The organism is Amycolatopsis sp., assembly GCF_035276945.1.
Lineage (GTDB): Bacteria > Actinomycetota > Actinomycetes > Mycobacteriales > Pseudonocardiaceae > Amycolatopsis_E.
In genome coordinates this window covers 1-22,445 of the sequence record NZ_DATELF010000168.1, presented here as the reverse complement: position 1 = coordinate 22,445, position 22,445 = coordinate 1, and the positions used below count along the sequence as shown (strand labels likewise).

General features: G+C 69.2%; 18 protein-coding genes and 1 pseudogene. 9 read left to right on the top strand and 10 right to left on the bottom strand.

Annotated features, from left to right (window positions below; translation table 11 throughout):
• Nucleotides 1-47 precede the first annotated feature (47 nt).
• Nucleotides 48-1,238, bottom strand: a pseudogene (locus tag VJT49_RS30400) (nitrite/sulfite reductase); the annotation flags it as partial.
• A gap of 287 nt (nucleotides 1,239-1,525) precedes the next feature.
• On the opposite strand from VJT49_RS30400, the gene hemW reads away from it, so the two are divergent.
• From hemW to VJT49_RS30385, 3 genes are all read left to right on the top strand, one after another.
• Nucleotides 1,526-2,695, top strand: coding sequence for a radical SAM family heme chaperone HemW (gene hemW, locus VJT49_RS30395; protein ID WP_414636119.1), 1,170 nt, complete (start codon nucleotides 1,526-1,528; stop codon nucleotides 2,693-2,695).
• 435 nt (nucleotides 2,696-3,130) lie between these two features.
• On the top strand, nucleotides 3,131-3,400 hold the full coding sequence (locus VJT49_RS35510; protein WP_414636118.1) for a sigma factor-like helix-turn-helix DNA-binding protein: 270 nt from the start codon (nucleotides 3,131-3,133) through the stop codon (nucleotides 3,398-3,400).
• The gene (locus tag VJT49_RS30385) at nucleotides 3,397-4,338 is read left to right on the top strand and encodes a hypothetical protein (RefSeq protein ID WP_324168406.1); all 942 of its coding nucleotides are present in this window, start codon (nucleotides 3,397-3,399) and stop codon (nucleotides 4,336-4,338) included. Before VJT49_RS35510 ends, VJT49_RS30385 begins: the two co-directional genes overlap by 4 nt.
• Nucleotides 4,339-4,442: 104 nt before the next feature.
• Here the strand turns inward: VJT49_RS30385 and VJT49_RS30380 are convergent, their stop codons facing one another.
• Nucleotides 4,443-5,102 (bottom strand): hypothetical protein, encoded by a 660-nt coding sequence (locus VJT49_RS30380; RefSeq protein ID WP_324168405.1) that lies wholly within the window; start codon nucleotides 5,100-5,102, stop codon nucleotides 4,443-4,445.
• Nucleotides 5,103-5,837: 735 nt separating this feature from the next.
• Nucleotides 5,838-6,005, bottom strand: coding sequence for a substrate-binding domain-containing protein (locus VJT49_RS30375; protein WP_324168404.1), 168 nt, complete (start codon nucleotides 6,003-6,005; stop codon nucleotides 5,838-5,840).
• 308 nt (nucleotides 6,006-6,313) lie between these two features.
• Here VJT49_RS30375 and VJT49_RS30370 point away from each other — a divergent pair, with 308 nt between their 5' ends.
• A complete protein-coding gene (locus VJT49_RS30370; RefSeq protein WP_324168403.1) occupies nucleotides 6,314-7,135 on the top strand; it encodes a siderophore-interacting protein in 822 nt (273 codons plus the stop codon).
• Nucleotides 7,136-7,236: 101 nt separating this feature from the next.
• On the opposite strand, the gene VJT49_RS30365 is transcribed toward VJT49_RS30370, so the two are convergent.
• From VJT49_RS30365 to VJT49_RS30340, 6 genes are all read right to left on the bottom strand, one after another.
• Nucleotides 7,237-8,235: a TIGR03842 family LLM class F420-dependent oxidoreductase gene (locus VJT49_RS30365; protein WP_324168402.1), complete on the bottom strand. Its 999-nt coding sequence runs from the start codon at nucleotides 8,233-8,235 to the stop codon at nucleotides 7,237-7,239.
• Between the two features lie 8 nt (nucleotides 8,236-8,243).
• A complete protein-coding gene (gene hydA / locus VJT49_RS30360; RefSeq protein ID WP_324168401.1) occupies nucleotides 8,244-9,629 on the bottom strand; it encodes a dihydropyrimidinase in 1,386 nt (461 codons plus the stop codon).
• 11 nt (nucleotides 9,630-9,640) lie between these two features.
• Nucleotides 9,641-10,483: a nitrilase-related carbon-nitrogen hydrolase gene (locus VJT49_RS30355; protein WP_324168400.1), complete on the bottom strand. Its 843-nt coding sequence runs from the start codon at nucleotides 10,481-10,483 to the stop codon at nucleotides 9,641-9,643.
• A complete protein-coding gene (locus tag VJT49_RS30350; RefSeq protein ID WP_324168399.1) occupies nucleotides 10,434-12,005 on the bottom strand; it encodes an NCS1 family nucleobase:cation symporter-1 in 1,572 nt (523 codons plus the stop codon). The genes VJT49_RS30355 and VJT49_RS30350 overlap by 50 nt, the downstream gene beginning before the upstream one ends.
• Nucleotides 12,006-12,243: 238 nt before the next feature.
• On the bottom strand, nucleotides 12,244-12,615 hold the full coding sequence (locus VJT49_RS30345; RefSeq protein ID WP_324168398.1) for an SSI family serine proteinase inhibitor: 372 nt from the start codon (nucleotides 12,613-12,615) through the stop codon (nucleotides 12,244-12,246).
• 284 nt (nucleotides 12,616-12,899) lie between these two features.
• Complete coding sequence (locus VJT49_RS30340; protein ID WP_324168397.1) at nucleotides 12,900-14,495, bottom strand: PucR family transcriptional regulator; 1,596 nt, start codon at nucleotides 14,493-14,495, stop codon at nucleotides 12,900-12,902.
• A 280-nt stretch (nucleotides 14,496-14,775) separates the two neighbouring features.
• Between VJT49_RS30340 and VJT49_RS30335 the strand changes: the two genes are divergently transcribed.
• The 5 genes from VJT49_RS30335 (at nucleotide 14,776) to VJT49_RS30315 (ending at nucleotide 20,761) form a co-directional block, all read left to right on the top strand.
• Nucleotides 14,776-16,059: an aspartate aminotransferase family protein gene (locus tag VJT49_RS30335; protein WP_324168396.1), complete on the top strand. Its 1,284-nt coding sequence runs from the start codon at nucleotides 14,776-14,778 to the stop codon at nucleotides 16,057-16,059.
• Nucleotides 16,059-17,486 (top strand): CoA-acylating methylmalonate-semialdehyde dehydrogenase, encoded by a 1,428-nt coding sequence (locus VJT49_RS30330; protein WP_324168395.1) that lies wholly within the window; start codon nucleotides 16,059-16,061, stop codon nucleotides 17,484-17,486. Before VJT49_RS30335 ends, VJT49_RS30330 begins: the two co-directional genes overlap by 1 nt.
• A 288-nt stretch (nucleotides 17,487-17,774) precedes the next feature.
• The gene (hrcA, locus tag VJT49_RS30325; protein WP_324168394.1) at nucleotides 17,775-18,800 is read left to right on the top strand and encodes a heat-inducible transcriptional repressor HrcA; all 1,026 of its coding nucleotides are present in this window, start codon (nucleotides 17,775-17,777) and stop codon (nucleotides 18,798-18,800) included.
• A 35-nt stretch (nucleotides 18,801-18,835) separates the two neighbouring features.
• Nucleotides 18,836-19,999 carry a molecular chaperone DnaJ gene (dnaJ, locus tag VJT49_RS30320; RefSeq protein ID WP_324168408.1) on the top strand — a complete coding sequence of 388 codons (1,164 nt, stop codon included), beginning with the start codon at nucleotides 18,836-18,838 and terminating at the stop codon, nucleotides 19,997-19,999.
• A complete protein-coding gene (locus VJT49_RS30315; protein ID WP_324168393.1) occupies nucleotides 20,000-20,761 on the top strand; it encodes a 16S rRNA (uracil(1498)-N(3))-methyltransferase in 762 nt (253 codons plus the stop codon).
• A 592-nt stretch (nucleotides 20,762-21,353) separates the two neighbouring features.
• Here the strand turns inward: VJT49_RS30315 and VJT49_RS30310 are convergent.
• Nucleotides 21,354-21,890: a hypothetical protein gene (locus tag VJT49_RS30310; RefSeq protein WP_324168392.1), complete on the bottom strand. Its 537-nt coding sequence runs from the start codon at nucleotides 21,888-21,890 to the stop codon at nucleotides 21,354-21,356.
• Nucleotides 21,891-22,445 lie beyond the last annotated feature (555 nt).

The window sequence follows — 22,445 nt, the reverse complement described above, 5'->3', positions numbered from 1 at the left end:
GAGGATGACCATCTTCTGCTCGGTGGTGGTGCTCACCCGGCCGAGCAGAGGATGACCATCTTCTGCTCGGTGGTGGTGCTCACCCGGCCGCTGCCGTACCTGGCGGCCAGCTCGGCGATGACGTCGAGCGCGTCGGCCGACAGCCGGCCCACGGTGGGGGCGAAGCCGACGTAGTAGTTGCCGTCACGCTGAGCGTGCACGCCGACGTGGTCGCGGATCCCGTCGCGCGGCGCGGCCGGGGCCGGGCCGTCCGGCAGCGCGTAGCCGAGATACTCCTTCTCGAGCACCTCGCGGAACTTCTCCGGGCCCCAGTCCGCGACCAGGAACTTGATCCGGGCCCGGTGCCGCAGGCGCCGGTAGCCGTAGTCCCGGAACAGCCCGGTCACGCCCGCCCACACCTCGGGGACCTGGTCCGGCCGGACGAACGCGCCGAGCCGCCTGCCGAGCATCGGGTTGGTGGACAGGCCGCCGCCGACCCACAGGTCGTAGCCGGCCTCGCCGCGGGAGTTGACCACGCCGACGAACGCGACGTCGTTGATCTCGTGGATGGCGCATTGCGCCGCACACCCGCTGATCGAGGTCTTGAACTTGCGCGGCAGGTTGGAGAACGCGGAGTCGCCGATGTACTTCTCGCTGATCGCGGCGATCTCCGGGCCGCCGTCGACGATCTCGTCCGCGTCGAGGCCGGCCAGCGGGCAGCCGAGCATCACCCGCGGGGTGTCCCCGCAGGCTTCGGTGGTGGACAGGCCCACCGACTCGAGCGCTTCCCAGATGTCAGGGACGTTCTCGATCTCGATCCAGTGCAGCTGGATGTTCTGCCGGTCGGTCACGTCCGCGGTACCGCGCGCGTACCGGCGCGAGACGTAGCCGATGACCCGCAACTGGTCGTTGGTGAGCTGGCCGCCGTCGATCCGGACCCGCAGCATGAAGTAGCGGTCGTCGAGTTCCTCTGGCTCGAGCACCGCGGTCTTACCACCGTCGATGCCGGGCCTGCGCTGCGTGTACAGGCCGTACCAGCGGAACCGGCCGCGCAGGTCGCCCGGGTCGATCGAGTCGAAACCGCGGTGCGCGTAGGTGTTTTCGATGCGGGCGCGGACGTTCAGCGGGTGGTCGTCCTTCTTCGAACGTTCGTTGGGGTTGAGCGGCTCGCGGTAGCCGAGCGCCCATTGGCCCTCACCCCGGCGTTGCCTGGCGCGCGGAGCGCGGGGGGTCGAGGTGTCGCGCGTCGGCGAGGCCATGGGTGTCCTCCGGATCTTCGTGGGTCTTTTCCGGGGTCGCCGCGCGCGCGAAAGTGCTGGTCTCAGCCATGGTGGGAGGCAGCTTCCGGCGTCCGGCGCCCGCTGGTCTTCGGAAGGGGAATAGCGGCGGCGGAATCAGCTGGCCGGACGGCACAGCGCGCTGGCGACACGCCGGTAGTCGACGTGGCGACGCACCACGAGCAAGACACCGGCATAAGTCACCCTCCCAGCGTGCCACGCGCCCCTGATGTGGTCCAGCTTCGCCGGAGATCCTGGGACCAGGCTCACTGTCGCAGGCTGGGGGCGTGACCCCGGTGAGATGCGACACTGGAGGGGTGTTCGGGGTCTATGTCCATGTGCCGTTCTGCGCTACTCGTTGTGGCTACTGCGATTTCAACACCTACACGGCGGGAGAACTGGGATCCGGCGCCTCGCCGGCGTCGTGGCTCGAGGCGTTGAAACGCGAGCTGGCGCTCGGGGTTTCCACGGTGGGCCGGCGGCCCGCGGAAACCGTGTTCGTCGGCGGCGGCACACCGTCGTTGCTCGGCGCGGAGGGGCTTGCGGCCGTGCTGGACGCGGTGCGGGAGACCTTCGGGCTCGCGCCGGACGCGGAGGTGACCACCGAATCCAACCCGGAGTCGACCTCGCCGGAGTTCTTCGCGGCGATCCGGGCCGCCGGCTACACCCGGGTGTCGCTGGGCATGCAGTCGGCCGCGCCGCACGTGCTCAAGGTGCTCGACAGGGTGCACACCCCGGGACGCCCGGTGGCCGCGGCCCGGGAGGCTCGCGCGGCCGGGTTCGAGCGCGTCAATCTCGACATCATCTACGGCACGCCAGGCGAAAGCGCCGTGGACCTGCGCGCTTCGCTGGACGCCGTGCTCAGTGCCGGCGTAGACCACGTGTCGGCGTACTCGCTGATCGTCGAGGACGGCACGGCCCTGGCCCGCCGGGTTCGCCGGGGCGAGTTGCCGGCGCCCGACGAGGACGTGCTCGCCGCGGACTACGAGCTGATCGACGAAACCCTTTCGGCGGCGGGTTTCCGCTGGTACGAGGTGTCGAACTGGGCGTCGTCGCCGGAGGCCCGGTGCCGTCACAACCTCGGTTACTGGCGGGGCGGCGACTGGTGGGGCGCGGGTCCGGGCGCGCACAGCCACGTCGGCGGTGTGCGCTGGTGGAACGTGAAGCATCCGGCCCGGTATGCCGCGCTGCTGGCGGAGGGCCGTTCGCCGGAAGCCGGCCGCGAGGTCCTCACCGACGGCGATCGCCATCTGGAGCGGATCATGCTGGAACTCCGCCTCGCCGACGGTCTCCTCCTCGAAGCGCTGGACGCCGACGGCGAGCGGGAGGCCCACTCGGCGGTCGCGGACGGGCTGCTCACGCTCGCCGGTGACCGGGCCGTTCTCACCTCGCGAGGACGCCTGCTTGCCGATGCCGTCGTGCGCCGCCTCGCCGCGTGACGCCGGAGTGCCCACGGTTGTAAGCGGCTCTCCTGAAACCGACAAGACCACGCTCGCGCGGGCGGTGGGGTGCCCGGCGATCCGAGCGGGTCTCGGTCGGCGCGCTCTCGGGATCAGGAGGCGTCGGCCGTGCGGGCCCTGGCCGGGGGCCGCCCGGCGGATCGTGCGCCGCAAGTGCAACCCGGCGCGGGGGTGCCGGCATCTACCCGGTGTGCACTTCGAGGAGTTCTCTCGCGAGCAGCTTCCGGGGCTGGTGCGGTTCGCCGCGGTGCTGACCGGGGATCGTGACCTGGCGCAGGACATCGTGCAGGACGCGCTCGTCCGGGCGCACCTGCGCTGGGCGCGGGTGTCGGCCGCGGACCGCCCCGATCTCTACCTGCGCAAGATGGTGGTCACGGCTACCTGTCCTGGCGGCGGCGCTGGTACCAGCGGTCGGTGCGCTCGGTGCCGGACACCAGCTGGATCGCCGAGCCGGCGGCAACCGACCCGGCGGGCCGCATCGCCGACCACGACCAGCTCACGGGCATGCTGGCCGGCCTGTCGCGCGCCCAGCAGGCGGCGATCGTGCTCCGGTTCTACGAGGACCGCGACGACGAAGAAATCGCGGCTGTGCTGGGCTGCGCCGTGGGCACCGTACGCAGCCACATCTCGCGGGGCCTGTCCGCCCTGCGCATCCGTATGCGAGCAGACCTGGAGGCGGCGTGACAATGGTCGATCTGGACGAACTGCGGCAGACCCTGCGGGCGCGCGAACCTCTCGCGCCCGATCCCGGAGAGGTGCTGGCCGGCGCGGACCGGCGGTTCCGCGAGGTGCGGGCGCGGCGGCGGGTGGTGGCGGCCGCGGCCGTCGTCGCGGTCACTACGGTCGGCCTGTCCGTGGGCATCGGCATGCTGCGCCAGCACAACACGGGGCCGGTGACCGTGCCCGTGGCTGCGCCGCCCGCGGACGCGCCGGTCCCCGCGCCGTCCCTGCCGTTCTCGCTGGACAACCTGTCGGGCGGATACCGGCTGGTGAGCTGGGCGGTCGCGCCCGACTACGCGACCGCCTCCTACGAGTCGGAGCTCCGTGGCCTCGAAATCAGCGTGCAGGACGTCGATCCCGAGGCGAGTCAGGGTGACCCGCCGGTGCCCACCACGGTCAACGGCACACCGGGCTACCTCCGCTGGTACGCACAGTCCGGGCGGGTCCGGGTGAGCTGGCGGCTCGAGAACGGCAAGTGGGGCAGCGTCACGACCAATTCCTCCGGTAACTCGGTCCAGCTGGTGGTGCAGCTCGCGTCCTCCCTGCGGCTGGCCCCGGCACCCGTGCCGACCGCCATCCGGTCGATGCGGGCACCGGTCGGGCTGAGCGTGCGCGGCTGGGACAGTGCCGCCCAGATCGAAACGGTCACCCTGTGCCCCAGCGAGGACAGGACCGCTTCGTGCGTGACGGTCACGGCGGGCAAGCCGGGCGCCCTGCCGGTTGTGCCGACCCCGGCCGGGCAGCCGGATCGGCTGGTGATGGTCGGCGGGGTTCCGTACATGACGACCCAGGACGGCCGGGTGCTGGAACGCCGGACCGGCCCGGCCTGGGTGTCGATCCATCGCTCGAAGGGCGATCCGTCGATTCTGCCGGGTATCGCGAACTCGCTGACCTTCGATTGAGCGCCGGCGCATCCGCGGGAGCGGCACTGGACGGGCAGCTCGTCGTCCAAAAAGGACGATACGAGTCCGGGAATCATGACCGCGCCGATGGGGCCTCGCCGGGCTCATCTCGGGAAGCCCGGCCTGCCGGCCCCCGGGCGGCGGCGCGGGAGCGGAGCGGGAGAACCGGCGACAGCGTCAGGGAAAGCGTCCGGGGCGATCTTTAGGAGGTCCTTGCCGAGCATCTCGGAGATTTCGACCGTCACCACGTAGAGGCCACGGCGGACCATGAAGGCGAGGTTGCTGGCGGTGCGCCTGCCGTTGGCGTGGACAAGGATCTCCCGCCAGAACGTCGGCAGGACGCCAGGCTGCCGCCCGGTCATCCGCACCACGCGCTCCCGGTAGGGTGACACGGCGCAGGACAGGGACGTGAGGACCTCCAGCCTCCGGGACGTCTCCCGAAGCAGCCAGCCGGGGTCGAGCCCTCGCCGCGGCGGCCGCGCCGGTTCCCGGTCCACGGCGCATTCCCGCACGCCGCCCATGGCGATGGCGAAAGCGCCATCCGCGCACAGGCCCGCGATCCAGTCCGCTTCGTCGACCTTGCCCGCGCGGGTGGACAGGACGGCGGCCCCGGGCGCACCGGGGCTCTCGACGGAAGTGACGGCACCGTTGTTCAACTGGACTACTCCACCTGGGCCGCCGATCAGGCGAAGTGTGCCGGTGACCCGGTCGGCCTGGCACTGGGTCAGCGCATGCGAGAGGACGTGGAACGCGGCTTCGCTCATACTTCTCGCCTGTTCGCGCCAAGGGTGCCTGTGAATCCGCACCGCCGGAGTGGTAGCGTACACATTGTCGCCGCAGAACCGGACAATCGAACCTCGCGAAAACGACCAACTTTTTCCGTGAAAAGGTAGAAAATCGCGGTCGTCGTGGTCGAGATGGTTTCGATTCGATCCGGGTAAACGTGTTCTCGTCAGAATCCGGCCGACGGGGTGTACCGCGCCGGATGGACAGGAAGGCGTGCGCCAAGCACTGGTCTACTGTGGACAAATCTTCGGCCACGGTTGGGGGAGCGCTCCCATCCAGACTCGATGTTTCGTTCACAGCGGCCTCCGGCGGATTCTGTCGGCGGTCATCCGAGTTGGCCTACGGACACTTGATCTGGCCCGAGCTCGGCCTGTCCGTCACCGGATCTGTCCTGCTCGTGGTCAGGCCCATGATGTGGCCGCTGTCCATGGCGAAAAGGGCCAACCACGTTGGCGCGCTGACGCTCGCGCCGCGTCGAACTACTTGGCCCGTCGCCGGTCACCGGTGCGCGTCGGACCAAATTGTTTGGCGCCTGACAGATTCGCGGATGACGAGCTCGGTGTCGAGCACCACACCGCGGTTCCGGTGGGGCCGTGGGAGATCATGGTCAGCAGCTCGCGGGCCATGATCGAGCTTATTTCCTCGATGGGCCGGCGCACGGTGGTTCAGCGGGGGATCGGTGTTCCGCCCGATGGGGGAGTCGTCGAAGCCGATCACCGCGACGTCCCGGGCACGCGACGCCCAGCGCGCCGCAACGCCCGCAGCACCCCCACCGTCATCAGATCGGAAGTGGCGAAGATGGCGTCCACGTCCGGCCTCCGCTCGAGCCGCCGGGCGGTGGCGTGCTCGCCGGAGGCCTGACCGAAGTCGCCGAACACCACCAGCCCGTGGTCGGACCGGCCGGCGCCGGCATCTGCCGATAGCCCTTCAACCGGTCGACCCCGGCGGTCACCTCCCGCCGCCCGGCGACCGTCGCGATCGTCGACCGGCCCTTGCCGATCAGATACCGCACCCCTACAACAAATGGGCGGCGCAACCCGGTTCGTTCTCCCTCCGGGTGATTCGTGACATTCCGCAACCAGAGCCGTGGGTTTCGTCAACGGGACTACCTGCGGTGATCGCCAAGCCCTCAACCAATTCTTAGGGTAGCCTTACGATGAGATCGCCCCGGACCGCTGAGGAGTTGTGGATGGCTGGCAAGCCGAAGACGGTGACCCGCCTGCGGGTGCTGCGCAAGGAGCGGCTCACGCCGCACATGATCAGGATCGTGGCGGGCGGCGATGGGCTGGCCACTTTCGAGCCCAACGAGTTCACCGACGCCTACGTCAAGGTGATCTTCCCGGTGCCCGGGGTGAGCTACCCGGAGCCGTTCGACCTGGGCACGATCCGGGCGGAGCTGCCGCGCGAGCACTGGCCGAGGATGCGCAGCTACACCGTTCGTTACTACGACGCGAACGCCGGCGAGCTGGCCTTCGACTTCGTCCACCACGGCGACGAGGGGATCGCCGGGCCGTGGGCGGCCGCGGCGGAACCCGGTGACGAGCTGATCTTCGCCGGTCCCGGCGGGGCCTACGCGCCCGGCGCCGAGGCCGGCTGGCACCTGCTCGTCGGCGACGAGAGCGCGCTGCCCGCTATCGCCGCGTCGCTGGAGGCGATCCCCGCGGGTGTGCCCGTGCGGGCCTTCGTCGAGGTCGAGGACCCCGCCGAGGAGCAGCCGCTGGTCACCAAGGCGGACGCGCAGGTCCGGTGGCTGCACCGGTCCGCGGGTGCCGATCTGGTCGCCGCCGTGCGCGAGTTGGACTTCCCGGACGGCACGGTGCAGGCGTTCGTGCACGGCGAGGCCGGTTTCGTCCGCCGGTTGCGCCGGCACCTGCTCGACGAGCGGGGCGTGCGCAAGGACCTCCTGTCGATCTCGGGCTATTGGCGCCGCGGCGCCACCGACGAACAGTGGCGTGCCGAAAAAGCCACCGAAAAAGCCACCGAAAAAGCCACCGAACAACCGCGAACGTAGAACTCGCCCACCGCGAGTGTGGGACTCGCGCGACGTGAGTGTGGACTCGCGCCGTGCCGCGTGTCCCACGTTCCGGGGGCGTGAGTTCTACGTTCCCGTCGTCACGTGGTGAGTTTGCCGATGATTTCTTCGCCGTAGGCGGCCAGGGTCTGTTCGCGCTGGTCGTGCATGAGGTAGACCGAGAACTGGTCGACGCCCAGCGCGGCCAGTTCCTGCAGGCGTTCGACATGCGCGCTTGCCGGGCCGAGGAGGCAGAACCGGTCCACGATCTCGTCGGGCACGAAATCCGCCGACGGGTTGCCCGCCCGGCCGTGATGGGCATAGTCGTAGCCCTGCCGCCCGGCGATGTAGTCGGTCAGCTCGTGAGGCACCGGGCCCGACTCGCCGTACCGGGCGACCAGGTCCGCCACATGGTTGCCGACCATCCCGCCGAACCATCGGAGCTGCGCGCGCTGGTGCGGCACGTCGTCGCCGACGTAGGCAGGCGCGGCCACGCAGACGGTGATCCCGGCCGGGTCCCGGCCCGCGGCCCGCGCCGCCTCCCGCACCGAACCGATGGTCCAGCGGGCGATCGCCGGGTCGGCACACTGGAGGATGAAGCCGTCGGCGTGCTCGCCGGCCAGCTTCAACGCCTTCGGCCCGTACCCGGCCATCCACATCTCGAGCCTGCCGTTGCGCACCCACGGGATCCGCACGGCCCTGCCGCCGAGCGTCACCTCCCGGCCCTCGGCGAGCTCCTTGACGACGTGCATCGACTCGCGCACCGTGGCCAAAGTGGACGGTGGCTTGCCGACGACGCGGTGTGCCGAGTCGCCGCGCCCGATCCCGCACACCGTGCGGTTGCCGAACATGTCGTTCAGGGTCGCGAACAGCGAGGCCAGCACCGACCAGTCCCGGGTTCCGGGGCTGGTCACCATCGGCCCGACCGTCATCACCGAGGTGGCCGCCAGGATCTGCGAGTAGATCACGAATGGTTCCTGCCACAGCACGCAGGAATCGAACGTCCAGCCGTAACGGAACCCCCTGTCCTCGGCCTGTCTCATGAGCCGCACCACCTCCCGCGCGGGCGGGTCGGTCTGCAGCACCACACCGAAATCCATCGATCCCCCTAGTTCAGGTACTGGCAGAGGCCGCGCGGCAGGAACTGCCCGTGCCCGGCGCCGCCGGTGAATCCGGACGGCGAGACGACGACCTTGCCCCGCGAGAGCACGGTCTCCACCTTTCCGGTGATTTCGAAACCCTCGTACGCTGAGTAGTCGACGTTCATGTGGTGCGTCTCCGCCGACAGCACCTGGCGCGCGCCGGGGTCGTAGATCACGACGTCGGCGTCCGAACCCGGGGCGACCACGCCCTTGCGCGGGTACAGCCCGAACATCCTGGCCGGTGTGGTCGAGCACGCCTCCACCCAGCGGGCCAGCGAGATCTCCCCGGCGACCACGCCCTGGTGCAGCAGGTCCATCCGGTGCTCCACGCCCGGCATCCCGTTGGGAATCTTGGAGAAGTCGCCCTTGCCGAGTTCCTTCTGCTCCTTGAAGCAGAACGGGCAGTGGTCGGTGGACACCACGGACAGGTCGTTCGTGCGCAGGCCCCGCCACAGGTCGGCCTGATGTTTCTTCTCCCGCAGCGGCGGCGAAGCCACGTACTTGGCGCCCTCGAAACCGGGCTTCGCGAGGTCCTCAATGGACAGATAAAGGTACTGCGGGCAGGTTTCGGCGAACACGTTCCGGCCCTCGTCGCGGGCCTCCGCGACGGCGGCCAGCGCCTCCGCCGCGGACAGGTGGACGATGTAGAGCGGCGCGCCGGTCACCTTGGCCAGCGTGATCGCCCGTGACGTCGCCTCACCCTCCAAAGCGGACGGACGCGTCAGCCCGTGCTGCACCGGGTCGCCCCTGCCCGCGGCCAGTGCCTGGGCGACCAGCTCGTCGATCGCGATGCCGTTCTCGGCGTGCATCATGATCGTCGACCCGGTTTCGGTGGCCTTCTGCATGGCGCGCAGGATTTCGCCGTCGGTCGAGTAGAACACACCCGGGTAGGCCATGAACATCTTGAAGGACGAGACGCCGGCGTCGACGCAGGTTTCCATTTCCTTCAACGTCGTTTCGTTGACGTCCGACACGATCAGGTGGAACCCGTAGTCGATCACGCAGTTCCCGCCGGCCTTCTCGTGCCATTTCTCCAGCGTGGCGGTGAGCGTGGTGCCCTTGTTCTGCACGGCGAAGTCGATGATCGTCGTCGTGCCGCCCCATGCGGCGGCCTCGGTCCCGGTGGCGAAAGTGTCCACCGAACGCGTGCCACCGAACGGCATTTCCATATGGGTGTGCGCGTCGATTCCGCCCGGGAGCACGTACTTCCCGGTCGCGTCGAGCACCTGGCCGGCGGATTCGAAAACGCCGGGCGCGGCGACGGCGGAGATCTTCTCGTCTTCCACCAGCACATCGGCGGCCACGGCGCCCGTCGTGCTGAGCACGGTCCCGCCCTTGATCAGGGTCTTCATGAAGCCTCCTCTCAGGGTGCGACGATCGAGCCGTAGGAGTCCGGACGGCGGTCCCGGTAGAACGCCCACAGGTCCCGGACCCCGGCGAGCTCGTCCATGTCGAGATCGCGCACGATCACCTCCTCCTCGGTGTCGGACGCCACGTCTCCGACCAGTTCGCCCCGCGGATCGACGAAATAGGTCTGACCGTAGAAGTCGTTGTCGCCCAACGGTTCCACGCCCACCCGGTTGATCGCGCCCACGTAGTACTCGTTGGCCACCGCCGCCGCGGGCTGTTCCAGCCGCCACAGATACTGCGACAGGCCCCGGCTGGTCGCCGATGGGTTGAACACGATCGTCGCCCCGGCCAGGCCGAGCGCGCGCCAGCCCTCCGGAAAGTGCCGGTCGTAGCAGATGTACACGCCGATCCGGCCGACCGCCGTGTCGAACACCGGGTAGCCGGTGTTGCCGGGCCGGAAGTAGAACTTCTCCCAGAACCCCTTCACCTGCGGGATGTGGTTCTTGCGGTACTTGCCGAGGTAGGTGCCGTCGGCGTCGATCACCGCGGCGGTGTTGTAGTAGACGCCGGGCTGCTCCTGCTCGTACATCGGCGCGACGATCACGATGCCGTGCCGCTCGGCCACCTCCTGCAGCAGCCTGGTGGTCGGCCCGTCCGGGACGGCCTCGGTGTAGGCGTAGTAGTCGGCGTCCTGCACCTGGCAGAAATACGGGCCGTAGAACAGTTCCTGCAGGCAGATCACCTGAGCGCCCTGTGAAGCGGCGGTGCCGATCATCTCGACCGCCGCGGCGGTCATCGAGTCCTTGTCACCCGTCCATCGCTGCTGTGCCAACGCGGCCCTCACCGGGTTGCTCACTCGTCTCCTCCTTCGTTTCGTGCGATTCGGTCGCGCGGCCGGGCAGGACCAGCGCGAGATAGACGACGAAGCCGCCCACCAGGCCGGCGACCCAGCTGTAGTCGTAGAGGGGTTTCAGGACCGGGATGAGGCCGTCGGCGGGGAAAGGCCCGTCGGAACCGGGCGCGGTGTAGGCGCCGCCGACCGCGAGCACCGCGCCGGCGAGCGTGGCCACCAGGGCCTGCCAGTTCCATCCGGCGCGGAACCAGTAGGGACCGCGTTCGGTGTACAGCCCGGCCAAATCGAGGCTGGTCCGCCTGACCACCCAGTACCCGGCGATCAGCACGCCCGCGACCGCGCCGAGGATGCCACCGTAGAAGCCCAGCCAGGCGAAGATGTAGATGCTCGGGTCGGAGTACAGCGTCCAGGGCTGGATCAGGATGCCGATCACGCCGGTGATCAGGCCGCCGACGGCGAAGGTGATCCGCCGTGGGAACGCGTTGGAGAAGTCGTAGGACGGGCTCACCACGTTCGCCGCCAGGTTCGCCGAGACCGTGGCCAGCACCAGCGCGACCAGCGCGACCACCACCAGCACCGGGCTGGAGAACTTGTCCGCGAGCTTCGCCGGGTCCCAGATCGTCTCGCCGTAGAGCAGGGCGCCGCCGGAGGTCGTCAGGATCGCCACGATCGAAATGAAGGTCATCGTGGTCGGCAGGCCGAGGATCTGGCCGCGCACCTGCTTGGCCTGACTGCCGCCGAACCGCGTGAAGTCGGGCATGTTCAACGACAAGGTCGACCAGAACGCGATCATCGCCATCAGCGACGGCGCGAACGTCTTCCAGAAGTCCGGTCCCCAGCCCAGCTTCGACGGCTCGGACAGGATCGGGCCGATTCCGCCCGCCTTGATCAGCACGTAGGCGAGCAGGATCAGGAAGCCGACCGAGACCAGGGGAGCGGTCCAGTTCTCCAACCGCCGGACGGCTTCCATGCCCCGCCAGCTGATCAGCATCTGGACCACCCAGAACGCCCCGAACGACAGCCACAGCGTCCACGGCTGCCCGCCCAGGTTCGCGGCGTCGCGCCAGCCGGAGCCGGCGAGCTTGCCGACGAGGATGTAGATCGCCTCGCCGCCGACCCAGGTCTGGATGCCGAACCAGCCGCACGCGATGAACGCGCGCAACAGGGCCGCGAAGTTCGCACCGCGGATGCCGTAGAAGGCGCGGGCGAACACGGGGAACGGAATGCCGTATTTGGTGCCCGCGTGACTGTTGGCCAGCGTCGGGATGAGCACGATCAGGTTGCCCAGCGTGATGGTGATCAGCGCCTGCAACCAGTTCATGCCCAGCGCGATGAGCGAGGCGGCCAGCGCGTAGGACGGGATGTTGTGCGCCATGCCCATCCAAAGCGCGAAATAGTTATACGTGGTCCACGTGCGTTTTCCGACGGGCACGGGGGCGAGTTCGTCGTTGAAGAACCGGCTTGGCCTGATCGGCGAGAGGTCCGGCAGATCCACCCGGCCGTCCGGCTGCGAGATCTGGCTCATTGCCGAATCGTGCGCGCTCGCTCCCCGCCGAGGGGACTGACAGAGTGTGCGTCGTTGGGCCCGTCGAAACGCAGTCTGTCGATTGTTTCCGGCTGGGGCCGGTGTATCGGCCGGGTGGTGCCGTTACTTTTGGCAAGGAATTGAAAGGCAGGAAACTCGGTCTTCGATCCACGTGTGCGGGTGGCCAGGCCGTGGCTCCCGTATCCGGGTGCCGGCCGTGATCGCGGCAGGCCTCCTCTCAAAATGCGAAGACACCGGACGAATCCGCCACCGCGAGGCAGCGGTTGGGATAGGTGTGGGTGAAGTTGACCGCGCGGTCTCGCCAGTGCCCGCTGGCGGTCGCGTCGAGGGGGTCCCAGATCAGTTGGCACACCGCGGACTGCTGGGGAAGCCGGTCGAAGTCGCCGTCCACGCTGGACAGCGTCTCGCAGGCGTGGGTGGGATCGGGGTGGCTGCCGCTGGAGGGCTGGCAGTGCAGCGTCACCTCCGCGGTGCTGCCGGAGCCTTGCCGCACGGAGAGGGTGAGTTCGGTGGCGGGGTCGGCTTCGGCCGGGCAGGCGAGCAGGGCGAGCACCGAGGCGAAGACGGACGCGAAGATCGGCAGGCGCATATCGCGATAGTGGCAGGTCCAGGCCTCGAGCAGACCTACACAACAGGGTGAAATCGTCGCGCCTCAGGAAATTGTCAGAGCGCGCCAGGCGGATCCGCCGTTCCCGTTGGACGCCTGGATCGGCGACCGGAGCGGTGGCGACCAGGCGGCGCGCGTAGTCCTCCCGGGGTGAGCCCAGCACGTCGGCGACGGATCCCTTTCCGGCGACCCGGCCGCGGGGGAGCACCGCGAGATCGTGGCCGGCGAACAGGCAGGCGAACCCGATTTCTCCCCGGCGGAGCCGATCAGCTCAGATCGTGGGCCAGGAGGGCGACGTAGAGGGAGAGCATCGACTCGGGATCCTCCAGCGGGACGCCGAGGATCTGCTCGATGCGGCCGAGTTGCTGGTAGTAGGCGGTCCGCGAGGTGTGCGCGGCGGCCGCGGCGGCAGACTTGTTGCCGCCGTGCTCACAGTAGTGACGGAGAGCCTGAACGAGCCTGGTGCCGGAAGCCGCGTCACGAGACAGCAGGGGGCCGAGTTCGCGGGCGGAGAAGGCGCGGACGCGCTCGTCGTCGGCCAGTAACTGCAGGAGCCCGCGAAGCCGGACGTCCTCGAGCCGGTGCACCGCGCGGTCCGCCGGCGCATGGAGCGCCGCGGCCGCCACTTGCGCCGCCTCGACCAGGCTGCGCCGCGCGTGCGCCGGACTGTCCACTGTGGTCCCCGCGGCGAGCACGTTCGGTATCCGTGACGGCTTGAGATCGGCCGAGAGCCTGCCCAGCACCGCGTCGACCGTCGCTTGGGGGGAAAGGGAAAGCAGGGCGTGCACGGTCAGTTCGTCGACGAACGCGACGAGTGCGGACACCTTCGCGCGCCGCGCCGCCAGCGACGCGGCTTCGGCGAGGTCCCGCAGTACGGGCGGCACCGACGAGGCCGGGTCGCGGGCCGCGGTGAGCCGGGGCCGGATCGCGACCCCGACCAGTTGGCGGCCGGTGAGCGGCACGCCCAGCGCCGAGGCGCGCGCGAGCAGTTCCGCCGACGGGACCGGGCAAGCCAGCAACTGCGCGAGTACCGCCCGGTGCGCCTGCCGTTCCGGACCGTCCGTGTCCCGCGCGACCAGCCGGTGCACGGCGAGCGCGGACGCGGCGCGTTCCACCACGACGACATGCCGGTGCGGCGGCGGTTCGTCGGCCACCACGACCAGCCGTCCCCAGTCGTGCCCGCGCGCGCCGACGACCGTCACCAGCCAGCCGCTCTCGGTGTGGTACCCGGTGCGCTCGCCGAGATGGACGTTGCGGGACCGGGAAAGCCAAGAGGCCAGCAACTCGCCCGGATCGGTGCCCGCCGCGTCGTAGGCGAGCACCTCGTGGGAAAGCGTTTCCAGCACCGTGGGACGCCCGGTCAGCCGGACGACCTCGCGCAGCACCGTGGCCGGTTCCGCGCCGGCCACCGTCAGCTCGGTGAACGTCTGGTGGACCTGCTCGGCGGCCCGGAGCTCGGCGATTTGGGCGTCGACGATCAGCCCGTTCACCGCCTCGCTCACGGACACGAACCGAGTCTCCCTGGACAACGTCACCAGCGGGATCCCGTTGGCCTCCGCGGCTTCGATCAGCGCGGACGGCAGCGCGTGGTTCCAGTGCCGGATCAGCTCCACGACCAGCCCGGCCACCCCGGCGTCGGCCAGGTCGTCCATGTAGTCGCCGAGCGCACGGGGGTCGTCGGGCAGCGCGACCCCGGTGGTCAGCACCAGCTCGCCGCCCTTGAGCAGATGCCCGATGTCGGCGACCTCCGCGACATGCACCCAGCGCACCCCGCTTCCGAGGCCGGGCGAGCCGGCCACCACGCGCGGGCGGCCCTGCCGGACCACGGGTAGTGCGAGCACTTCGGCGACGGTGGGATACATGCGGCCAGAACGTTTCTCAAAAGGTGAGAGTGATACGTAGGTGACGGAGAGCAACAGTGTACGAGGGCGGGGAGGCAGGCCGCCGTCGCTGTCGACCGGCAGCTGACGACGGACGTCGTGGCCCGTCTACGCGCACACGTGGGTTCGGCAACTCCGGCAACTCCGACAACTTCGACAACTTCGACAACTTCGACGACACTGCCAGACTGTACGGCCGATGTGGCGAATCCGTACACATTGCTCGTAGTGCCTGGGCGAGGGCGGCCCGAAACTGGCGAGCATGAGCGAATCGGATCTGCTGAGCAGGCACCGGGCCGTGCTGCCGAGCTGGCTGGCGCTGTACTACTCCGAACCGATCGAAATCGTCCGCGCGCAGGGGCGGCGGGTCGTCGACGCGGACGGCAACACCTACCTCGACTTCTTCGCCGGCATCCTCACCAACGCCATCGGCTACGACATCCCCGAGATCTCCGGCGCGATCCGCGCGCAAGTGGACACGGGCGTGCTGCACACCTCGACGCTCTACCTGATCCGCAAACAGGTCGAACTGGCCGAGCGGATCGCCGGGCTGTCCGGCATCCCGGACGCGAAGGTGTTCTTCACCAACTCCGGCACCGAGGCCAACGAGACCGCGCTCATGCTGGCCACCCAGTACCGCCGCAGCAACCAGGTCCTGGCGCTGCGCAACTCCTACCACGGGCGGGCCTTCGCCACGATCGGCGTCACCGGCAACCGGGGCTGGTCGGCCAGCGCGCTGTCCCCGGTCAAGGTCAGCTACGTGCACGGCGGCTACCGCTACCGCGACGCGTTCCGCGGTCTGTCCGATGCGGACTATGTCAAGGCGTGCGTGGCGGATCTGCGGGACGTCCTGGAGACCACCACATCGGGTGACGTGGCCGCGCTGATCGCCGAGCCGATCCAGGGCGTGGGCGGGTTCACCGTGCCGCCGGACGGCCTGTTCACGGCGTTCAAGGAAGTGCTCGACGAGTACGGGATCCTGTTCATCTCCGACGAGGTGCAGACCGGCTGGGGCCGCACCGGCGAGCACTTCTGGGGGATCGGCGCGCACGGCGTGACGCCGGACGCGATGACCTTCGCCAAGGGGCTGGGCAACGGGCTGGCCATCGGCGGTGTGGTCGCCCGCGCGGAGCTGATGGATTCGATCACCGCCAAGTCGATCTCCACCTTCGGCGGCAACCCGGTCGCCACCGCGGGAGCCAAGGCCACTTTGGACTACCTGCTCGACCACGACCTGCAGGGCAACGCGGCGAAGCTCGGCCAGTCCCTGCTGACCGGCCTTCGCGAGATCGGCGAGCGCCACGACGTGGTCGGTGACGTCCGCGGCAAGGGCCTGATGATCGGCGTGGAGTTCGTCGAGCCGGGCGGCGACCCGAGCCCGGCCGCGGCGCGCGCGGTGCTCGAACAGACCCGGGCCCGCGGCCTCCTCGTCGGCAAGGGCGGGTTGCACGACAACGTCATCCGCCTCGCCCCGCCGATGACGCTCACCGAAACGGAAGCCGCCGAGGCCCTGGGCATCCTCGACTCCTCGATCGGGGCCATCTGATGCGGATCAGTCACTGGATCGACGGCAAGCCCTGGTCGGGGGTCGCCGAACGGACCGGGGAGGTGTTCGACCCCGCCACCGGCGAGGTCCGCGCGCAGGTGGACTTCGCCGGCGCCGGGCAGATCGAGGAGGCCGTCGGCGCCGCGGCGCGGGCCTTTCCCGCCTGGCGTGACACTTCCCTCGCCGCGCGGTCGCGGATCCTGTTCTCCTTCCGTGAACTGCTGTCCGCGCGGAAGGACGAGCTGGCCACGATCGTGACGGCCGAGCACGGCAAGGTCCTCTCCGACGCGGCCGGGGAGATCGCCCGCGCCATCGAGAACGTCGAGTTCGCCTGCGGCGCGGCACAACTGCTCAAGGGCGGTTTCAGCGAGAACGCCTCACGCGGCGTCGACGTCTACTCGATCGCCCAAGCGTTGGGCGTGGTCGGCGTGATCTCGCCGTTCAACTTCCCGGCCATGGTGCCGCTGTGGTTCGCGCCCAACGCGATCGCGTGCGGCAACACCGTCGTGCTCAAACCTTCCGAGAAGGACCCGTCGGCGTCTGTCTTCATCGCGGAGCTGTTCGCCGAAGCCGGCCTCCCGGACGGTGTGCTCAATGTGCTGCAGGGCGACAAGGTCGCGGTCGACGGCCTGCTGTCGCACCCGGCGGTGAAGGCGATCTCGTTCGTCGGCTCCACGCCCATCGCGCGCCACGTCTACGAAACCGGCACCCGGCGCGGCACGCGGGTGCAGGCGCTGGGCGGCGCGAAGAACCACATGGTCGTGCTGCCCGACGCCGACCTCGACCTGGCCGCCGACGCGGCGGTCTCCGCGGGCTTCGGTTCGGCGGGAGAGCGGTGCATGGCGGTGTCCGTGGTCGTCGCGGTCGACCCGGTCGGCGACGAACTGGTGGCCGGGATCGCCGAGCGGATGGCCGGGCTGAAGGTCGGCGACGGGCGGGAGCCGGATTCGGCGATGGGGCCACTGGTGACCGCCGCGCACCGGGCCAAGGTCGAGTCCTATGTGGACGCCGGGGTGGCCGCCGGTGCCGAACTGGTCGTCGATGGCCGTGCGGTGGAGGTCGGCGGGGGCGGTTTCTGGTTCGGGCCGACGCTGTTCGACCGGGTCACCCCGGAGATGCCGATCTACACCGACGAGATCTTCGGGCCGGTGCTGTCCGTGGTGCGTGCCGGAAGCTACGACGCCGCGCTGGAGCTGGTGAACGCGAACGCCTACGGCAACGGCACCGCGATCTTCACCAGCGACGGCCGCGCCGCGCGCCGGTTCCAGAACGAGGTCGAGGTCGGCATGGTCGGGCTGAACGTGCCGATCCCGGTGCCGGTGGGCTACTACTCGTTCGGCGGCTGGAAGGACTCGCTGTTCGGCGACAGCCACGCCTACGGGCCGGAGGGCTTCCATTTCTTCACCCGAACCAAGGTCGTCACCTGACGCTGGCCCGATCCTGCACAGGGCGGCGTGAACCTTGGCTTCCCCCGCAACACGTGAGCTGGTCCGCCGGTTCCGCGCGAAGGCATGGAACGGCACAGCACCAGTGGGACGACTCCGTAGCCGGTGAAATCCTGTCCGCGGACTACGTCTTCCGGGGGCTCACTGGAGGACGAGGTTCGGCAGTCACGCTGCGTCACGAACTTTTCCGGCTGTGACGCACCTCCGCGCACCACATGGTAGTGGCAGGCTTCCGTAAGCTTGACGTCAGTGAACATGCGGAGGTGTTGCGTGGCCAACTCCGAGGATCGTCGTTTCCAGGTGCTGCGTGCCATCGTCGCCGACTATGTGTCGAACCAGGAGCCGGTCGGTTCCAAGGCGATCGTGGACAGGCACAACCTCGGCGTCTCCAGCGCGACCGTGCGCAACGACATGGCGGCACTCGAGGAGGAGGGCTACATCACCCAGCCCCACACCAGCGCCGGCCGGATCCCCACCGACAAGGGCTACCGGCTGTTCGTCGACCGGCTGGCCGACATCAAGCCGCTGTCCACCGCCGAGCGCCGGGCGATCACCAACTTCCTCGACGGCGCGATCGACCTGGACGACGTGCTGCGCCGGTCCGTGCGGCTGCTCGCGCAGCTGACCAGGCAGGTCGCCGTCGTGCAGTACCCGACCATGTCCAGCGCGACGCTGCGCCATCTCGAGGTGGTGCCGATCACCCCGGCCCGGCTGATGCTGGTGGTGATCACCGACTCCGGCCGGGTCGACCAGCGCACGGTCGACCTCGGCGACGTGATCAGCGAGGAGAACGTCGCCCGCATGCGGGATTCGCTCAATGCCGCGCTGACCGGGCGGCGGCTCACCGACGCGGCCAACCGGGTGGCCGAGCTGGCCGAGCAGGCGCCGGGCGAACTGCGGGACGCGTTCATCCGCGTCTGCACCGTACTGGTCGAGCACCTGGTCGACCATCCGGAAGAGCGGCTGGTGCTCGGCGGCACCGCGAACCTCACCCGCAACGTAAGCGATTTCCCAGGTTCCCTGCGCCAAGTGCTGGAAGCGCTCGAGGAACAGGTGGTCGTACTCAAGCTGCTCGCCGCCGCTCGCAACCCCGGTGCCATCACCGTCCGTATCGGTGAGGAAAATGAGGACGAGCAGATGCGCAGCACGTCGGTGGTGTCGATCGGCTATGGGCGGGACGACATGCTGCTGGGCGGCATGGGCGTGCTCGGTCCCACCCGGATGGACTACCCCGGCACCATCGCCGCGGTGCGCGCGGTGGCCAACTACGTCGGGCAGATCCTGGCGGGCAGGTAGCTCGCGCTGAACAGACTCTGGAGGACATGAGAACGGTGGCGAGGGACTACTACGGCATTCTCGGGGTGCCCAAGAACGCGTCCGACCAGGAGATCAAGCGCGCCTACCGCAAGCTGGCCCGCGAGCTCCACCCGGACGTCAACTCCTCCGACGACGCCCAGCACCGGTTCAGCGAGGTCACCACCGCCTACGAGGTCCTCTCCGACCCGCAGAAGCGCAAGATCGTCGACCTCGGCGGTGACCCGCTGGACAACGGCGCGGGCGCGGGCCGGGGCGGTGACCCGTTCTCCGGTTTCGGCGGGCTCGGCGACATCATGGACGCCTTCTTCGGCGCCGCGACCGGCGGCGGCCGGGGGCGGGGGCCGCGCAGCAGGGTGCAGCCAGGGTCGGACGCGCTGATCCGCATCGCGCTGACCCTGGAGGAGTGCGCGACCGGCGTGCACAAGGAGATCACGGTCGACACGGCCATCCTGTGCGAGGGGTGCCGTGGCGCGGGCACGGGACCCGAGGGCAGCGTCCGGACCTGCGACACCTGTGGCGGCCAGGGCGAGATCCAGTCCGTCCAGCGGTCCTTCCTCGGCCAGGTGGTCACCGCGCGGCCGTGCCCGGTGTGCCGCGGCTTCGGCGAGGTCATCACCGACCCGTGCCGCCAGTGCGGCGGCGACGGCCGGGTACGCGCCCGCCGCAACGTGACCGCCAAGATCCCGGCCGGGGTGGGCGACGGGATGCGGATCCGGCTGTCCGGGCAGGGCGAGGTCGGGCCGGGCGGCGGCCCGGCCGGTGACCTCTACGTCGAGGTGGACGAGGAGCCGCACGACGTGTTCGTCCGCCAGGGCCACGACCTGCACTGCAACCTGCGCGTCCCGATGACCACGGCGGCACTCGGCGCGAGCGTGCAGCTCGAGACGCTGGTCGACGGTGAGTACGAGCTGGACGTCGAGCCCGGGACGCAGCCGGCGACCGAGCTGGTGCTGCCGGGCAAGGGCATGCCGCGCCTGCGCTCCTCCGGCCGGGTGGACGGCCGGGGCGACCTCCACGTGCATATCGAGGTCACGGTACCCACCAAGCTCGACGAGTCCCAGCGGGAACTGCTGGCGGAACTGGCCCAGTTGCGCGGTGAAGAGGTGTCCACGCTGGGCGCCAACGGCAAGTCGCAGGGCGGGCTGTTCTCGAAGCTGCGCGCCAAGAGCCACAAGTAGATGCCGCGTACCACACCGCCGGTGTTCCTGGTGGACGCGCTCCCCGCGGGCCCACCGGGAACACCGGCGGTGCTCGGCGGCGACGAAGCCCGGCACGCGGCCACGGTCCGCCGGATGCGGCCGGGCGAGCGGCTCACCCTCACCGACGGCGCGGGCGCGGCCGCGGACTGCCTCGTCGACGCGGTGCGGCCGGGCCGGGACGCCGTGCTGGAACTGACCGTCGAACGGCGTCGGCAGGAACTGCCCGCGCGGCCCCGGGTCGTCGTCGCGCAGGCGCTCGCCAAGGGTGACCGCGGCGAACTGGCCGTGGAACTGGCCACGGAGGCCGGTGCGGACGCGGTGCTCCCGTGGCGGGCGGCCCGCAGCGTCGCGCACTGGGACGACGGCCCGCGCGGCGCGAAAGCGCTGGGGCGATGGCAGAACACCGCCCGCGCCGCCGCGAAACAGGCCCGGCGCGCCTGGGTCCCGGCCGTTCACGAGCCCGTCGACACCGCCGGGCTGGCGGCGGTGGCCAAGGAGTCGGCGCTGGCGCTGGTGCTGGAGGGGACCGCGACCCGGCGGCTCACCGACCTGGAGCTGCCGTCCGACGGCGACCTGTTGCTCGTCGTCGGTCCCGAAGGTGGCGTGACCGACGAAGAGTTCGAAGCCCTGGCGGGAGCGGGCGCGGTCGGGGTAAGGCTCGGGCCCACCGTGCTGCGCACCTCCACCGCGGCCGCGGTCGCCCTCGGTGCCCTCGGCGTGCTCACCGGCCGGTGGCGCTGAACCCGCTGGTTGAAGTACCGCCTGTCTTCGAAACCTGGAAAAAGTTCCGGCGATTGGTAGCGCGAACGGTGCCGCAACAGTTACGCTGAGAACTGCACCTGGGGGGTTTGCTCCCAGGTACCCGGACTCCGCCGGACACCTCCCCCCTCGGTCCGGCGGGCCGCGGAGGCGGTGGAGCGACCCCCAGGCTCCACCGCCCCGCGGCGTCTTCGTTCGCCTTTGGCTCACTTCGCTTTTCGGCGGTTTCGCGTGTTTTCTGGGGGTCGGACCCCCAGACCCCGACGTGAGATCACGTGGACACCCACTGACACATCTCACCTACCTGGTCAAACGTTGCGAACCAAGATCATCACGCTCAGTGGGAACAGCTGGGAGCGACGACGACTGCCCTTACTGGGTGCAAAAAGTGATGAAGCAATCACTTTCCGTCATCACCGTGCGAGACGTGAACGATGTGGCATCGGGCTGCAGCTGCTGCTCAACCCAACGGCCGATCGGCCCAAGCTTTGTCAACAGCCATCCGACGGCTGGTCCCTCAAGACTCGTCATGTCACCGCCGATCGCGCCATCCCGAACTCCGCATCACGGTCCTTTATGCCTTGAATATCAGGCTAAGGACAGACCACATTACGCACGCGATGCCAACGATTTCCAGTGAGATGGCGGTGATGAGCAGTCGCGCCACCTTGATGTTCCGCTTACGTGTAGATTCGACCGTTGTCAGTTGCGTTCTCGCGATCTGCTGATCAGCATTGACGGCCGGAGCGTTCCAGGCTCGGTCCTCAAGGAGAGGCCGTAGATCCCGGAGGGCGACTGCCTCGGTACCCCGCGGCAAGTTCGTCGCTATACCCAAGACCGCAGCCAACACGAGAAATAGCGCCGACAGGCACAGGGGTAGCTTCGTACTCCCTGGCAGGACGAAGTTCTGGACCTTGGTCGCAAGCGCAGCAAGGCCGAATAACAAGGTGACCAGCGTCCCCGATGAGCTGATCACCGCCAGTCCTCGTGACTGTACCGAACCCGCGGCAGCCTCAGCTTTTTCCGCCTCCTTGACGATCAAGGCAGCGATCACCGGGCCAGCTAGTCCACTGTCTCCTGAACTGCCTGGCAGTGAATCGTCCTTCGTCATGACCGGGCTCAGTCGCGAGAGCCGTCCTCGCCAATGCTACGGGTCTCAATGCGCCCTGGGCTTTCGCTCTTCTCGATGATCCATTCCGTGCCGATCGTGGGATACACAAACGGCTCGTCCGGAGGAGTGCTTCCCGATCCAGCCTGCTGGGTTGCGCCAGTGTTGGGCGTCGGCTCATCACTCATTGGCATACTCCAGTCGCTTCAAGTCAAGTCCCTGCGGACGCTATGCGTCTCGCTCGCGATTGCCGTGGCTACAAGCTCATCACGCCTCGAACGAAACCTGAAGCCGACACGCCGAGAGGCGGTCGAGCTGGTTGCAAGCATGTGGGCGACTCGTCGTCCGGCGAGAGACTTTCCCCTTCAACATCAACTCAATGGCTACCACCCGCACTCACACCAGGTGAAAAGCTACGTTCGATTAGCTGGGGCACTGGTTCAGAGCCCGTTGATCGTGGCTTTCAGTACCGAGATCAGCTTCGCGGGCGTGCCAGGTACGAGGTTAATGATGTCCTGTCCGCGGTCTTCGCCGCTCAGGAAAGTCACCACCCGGCCA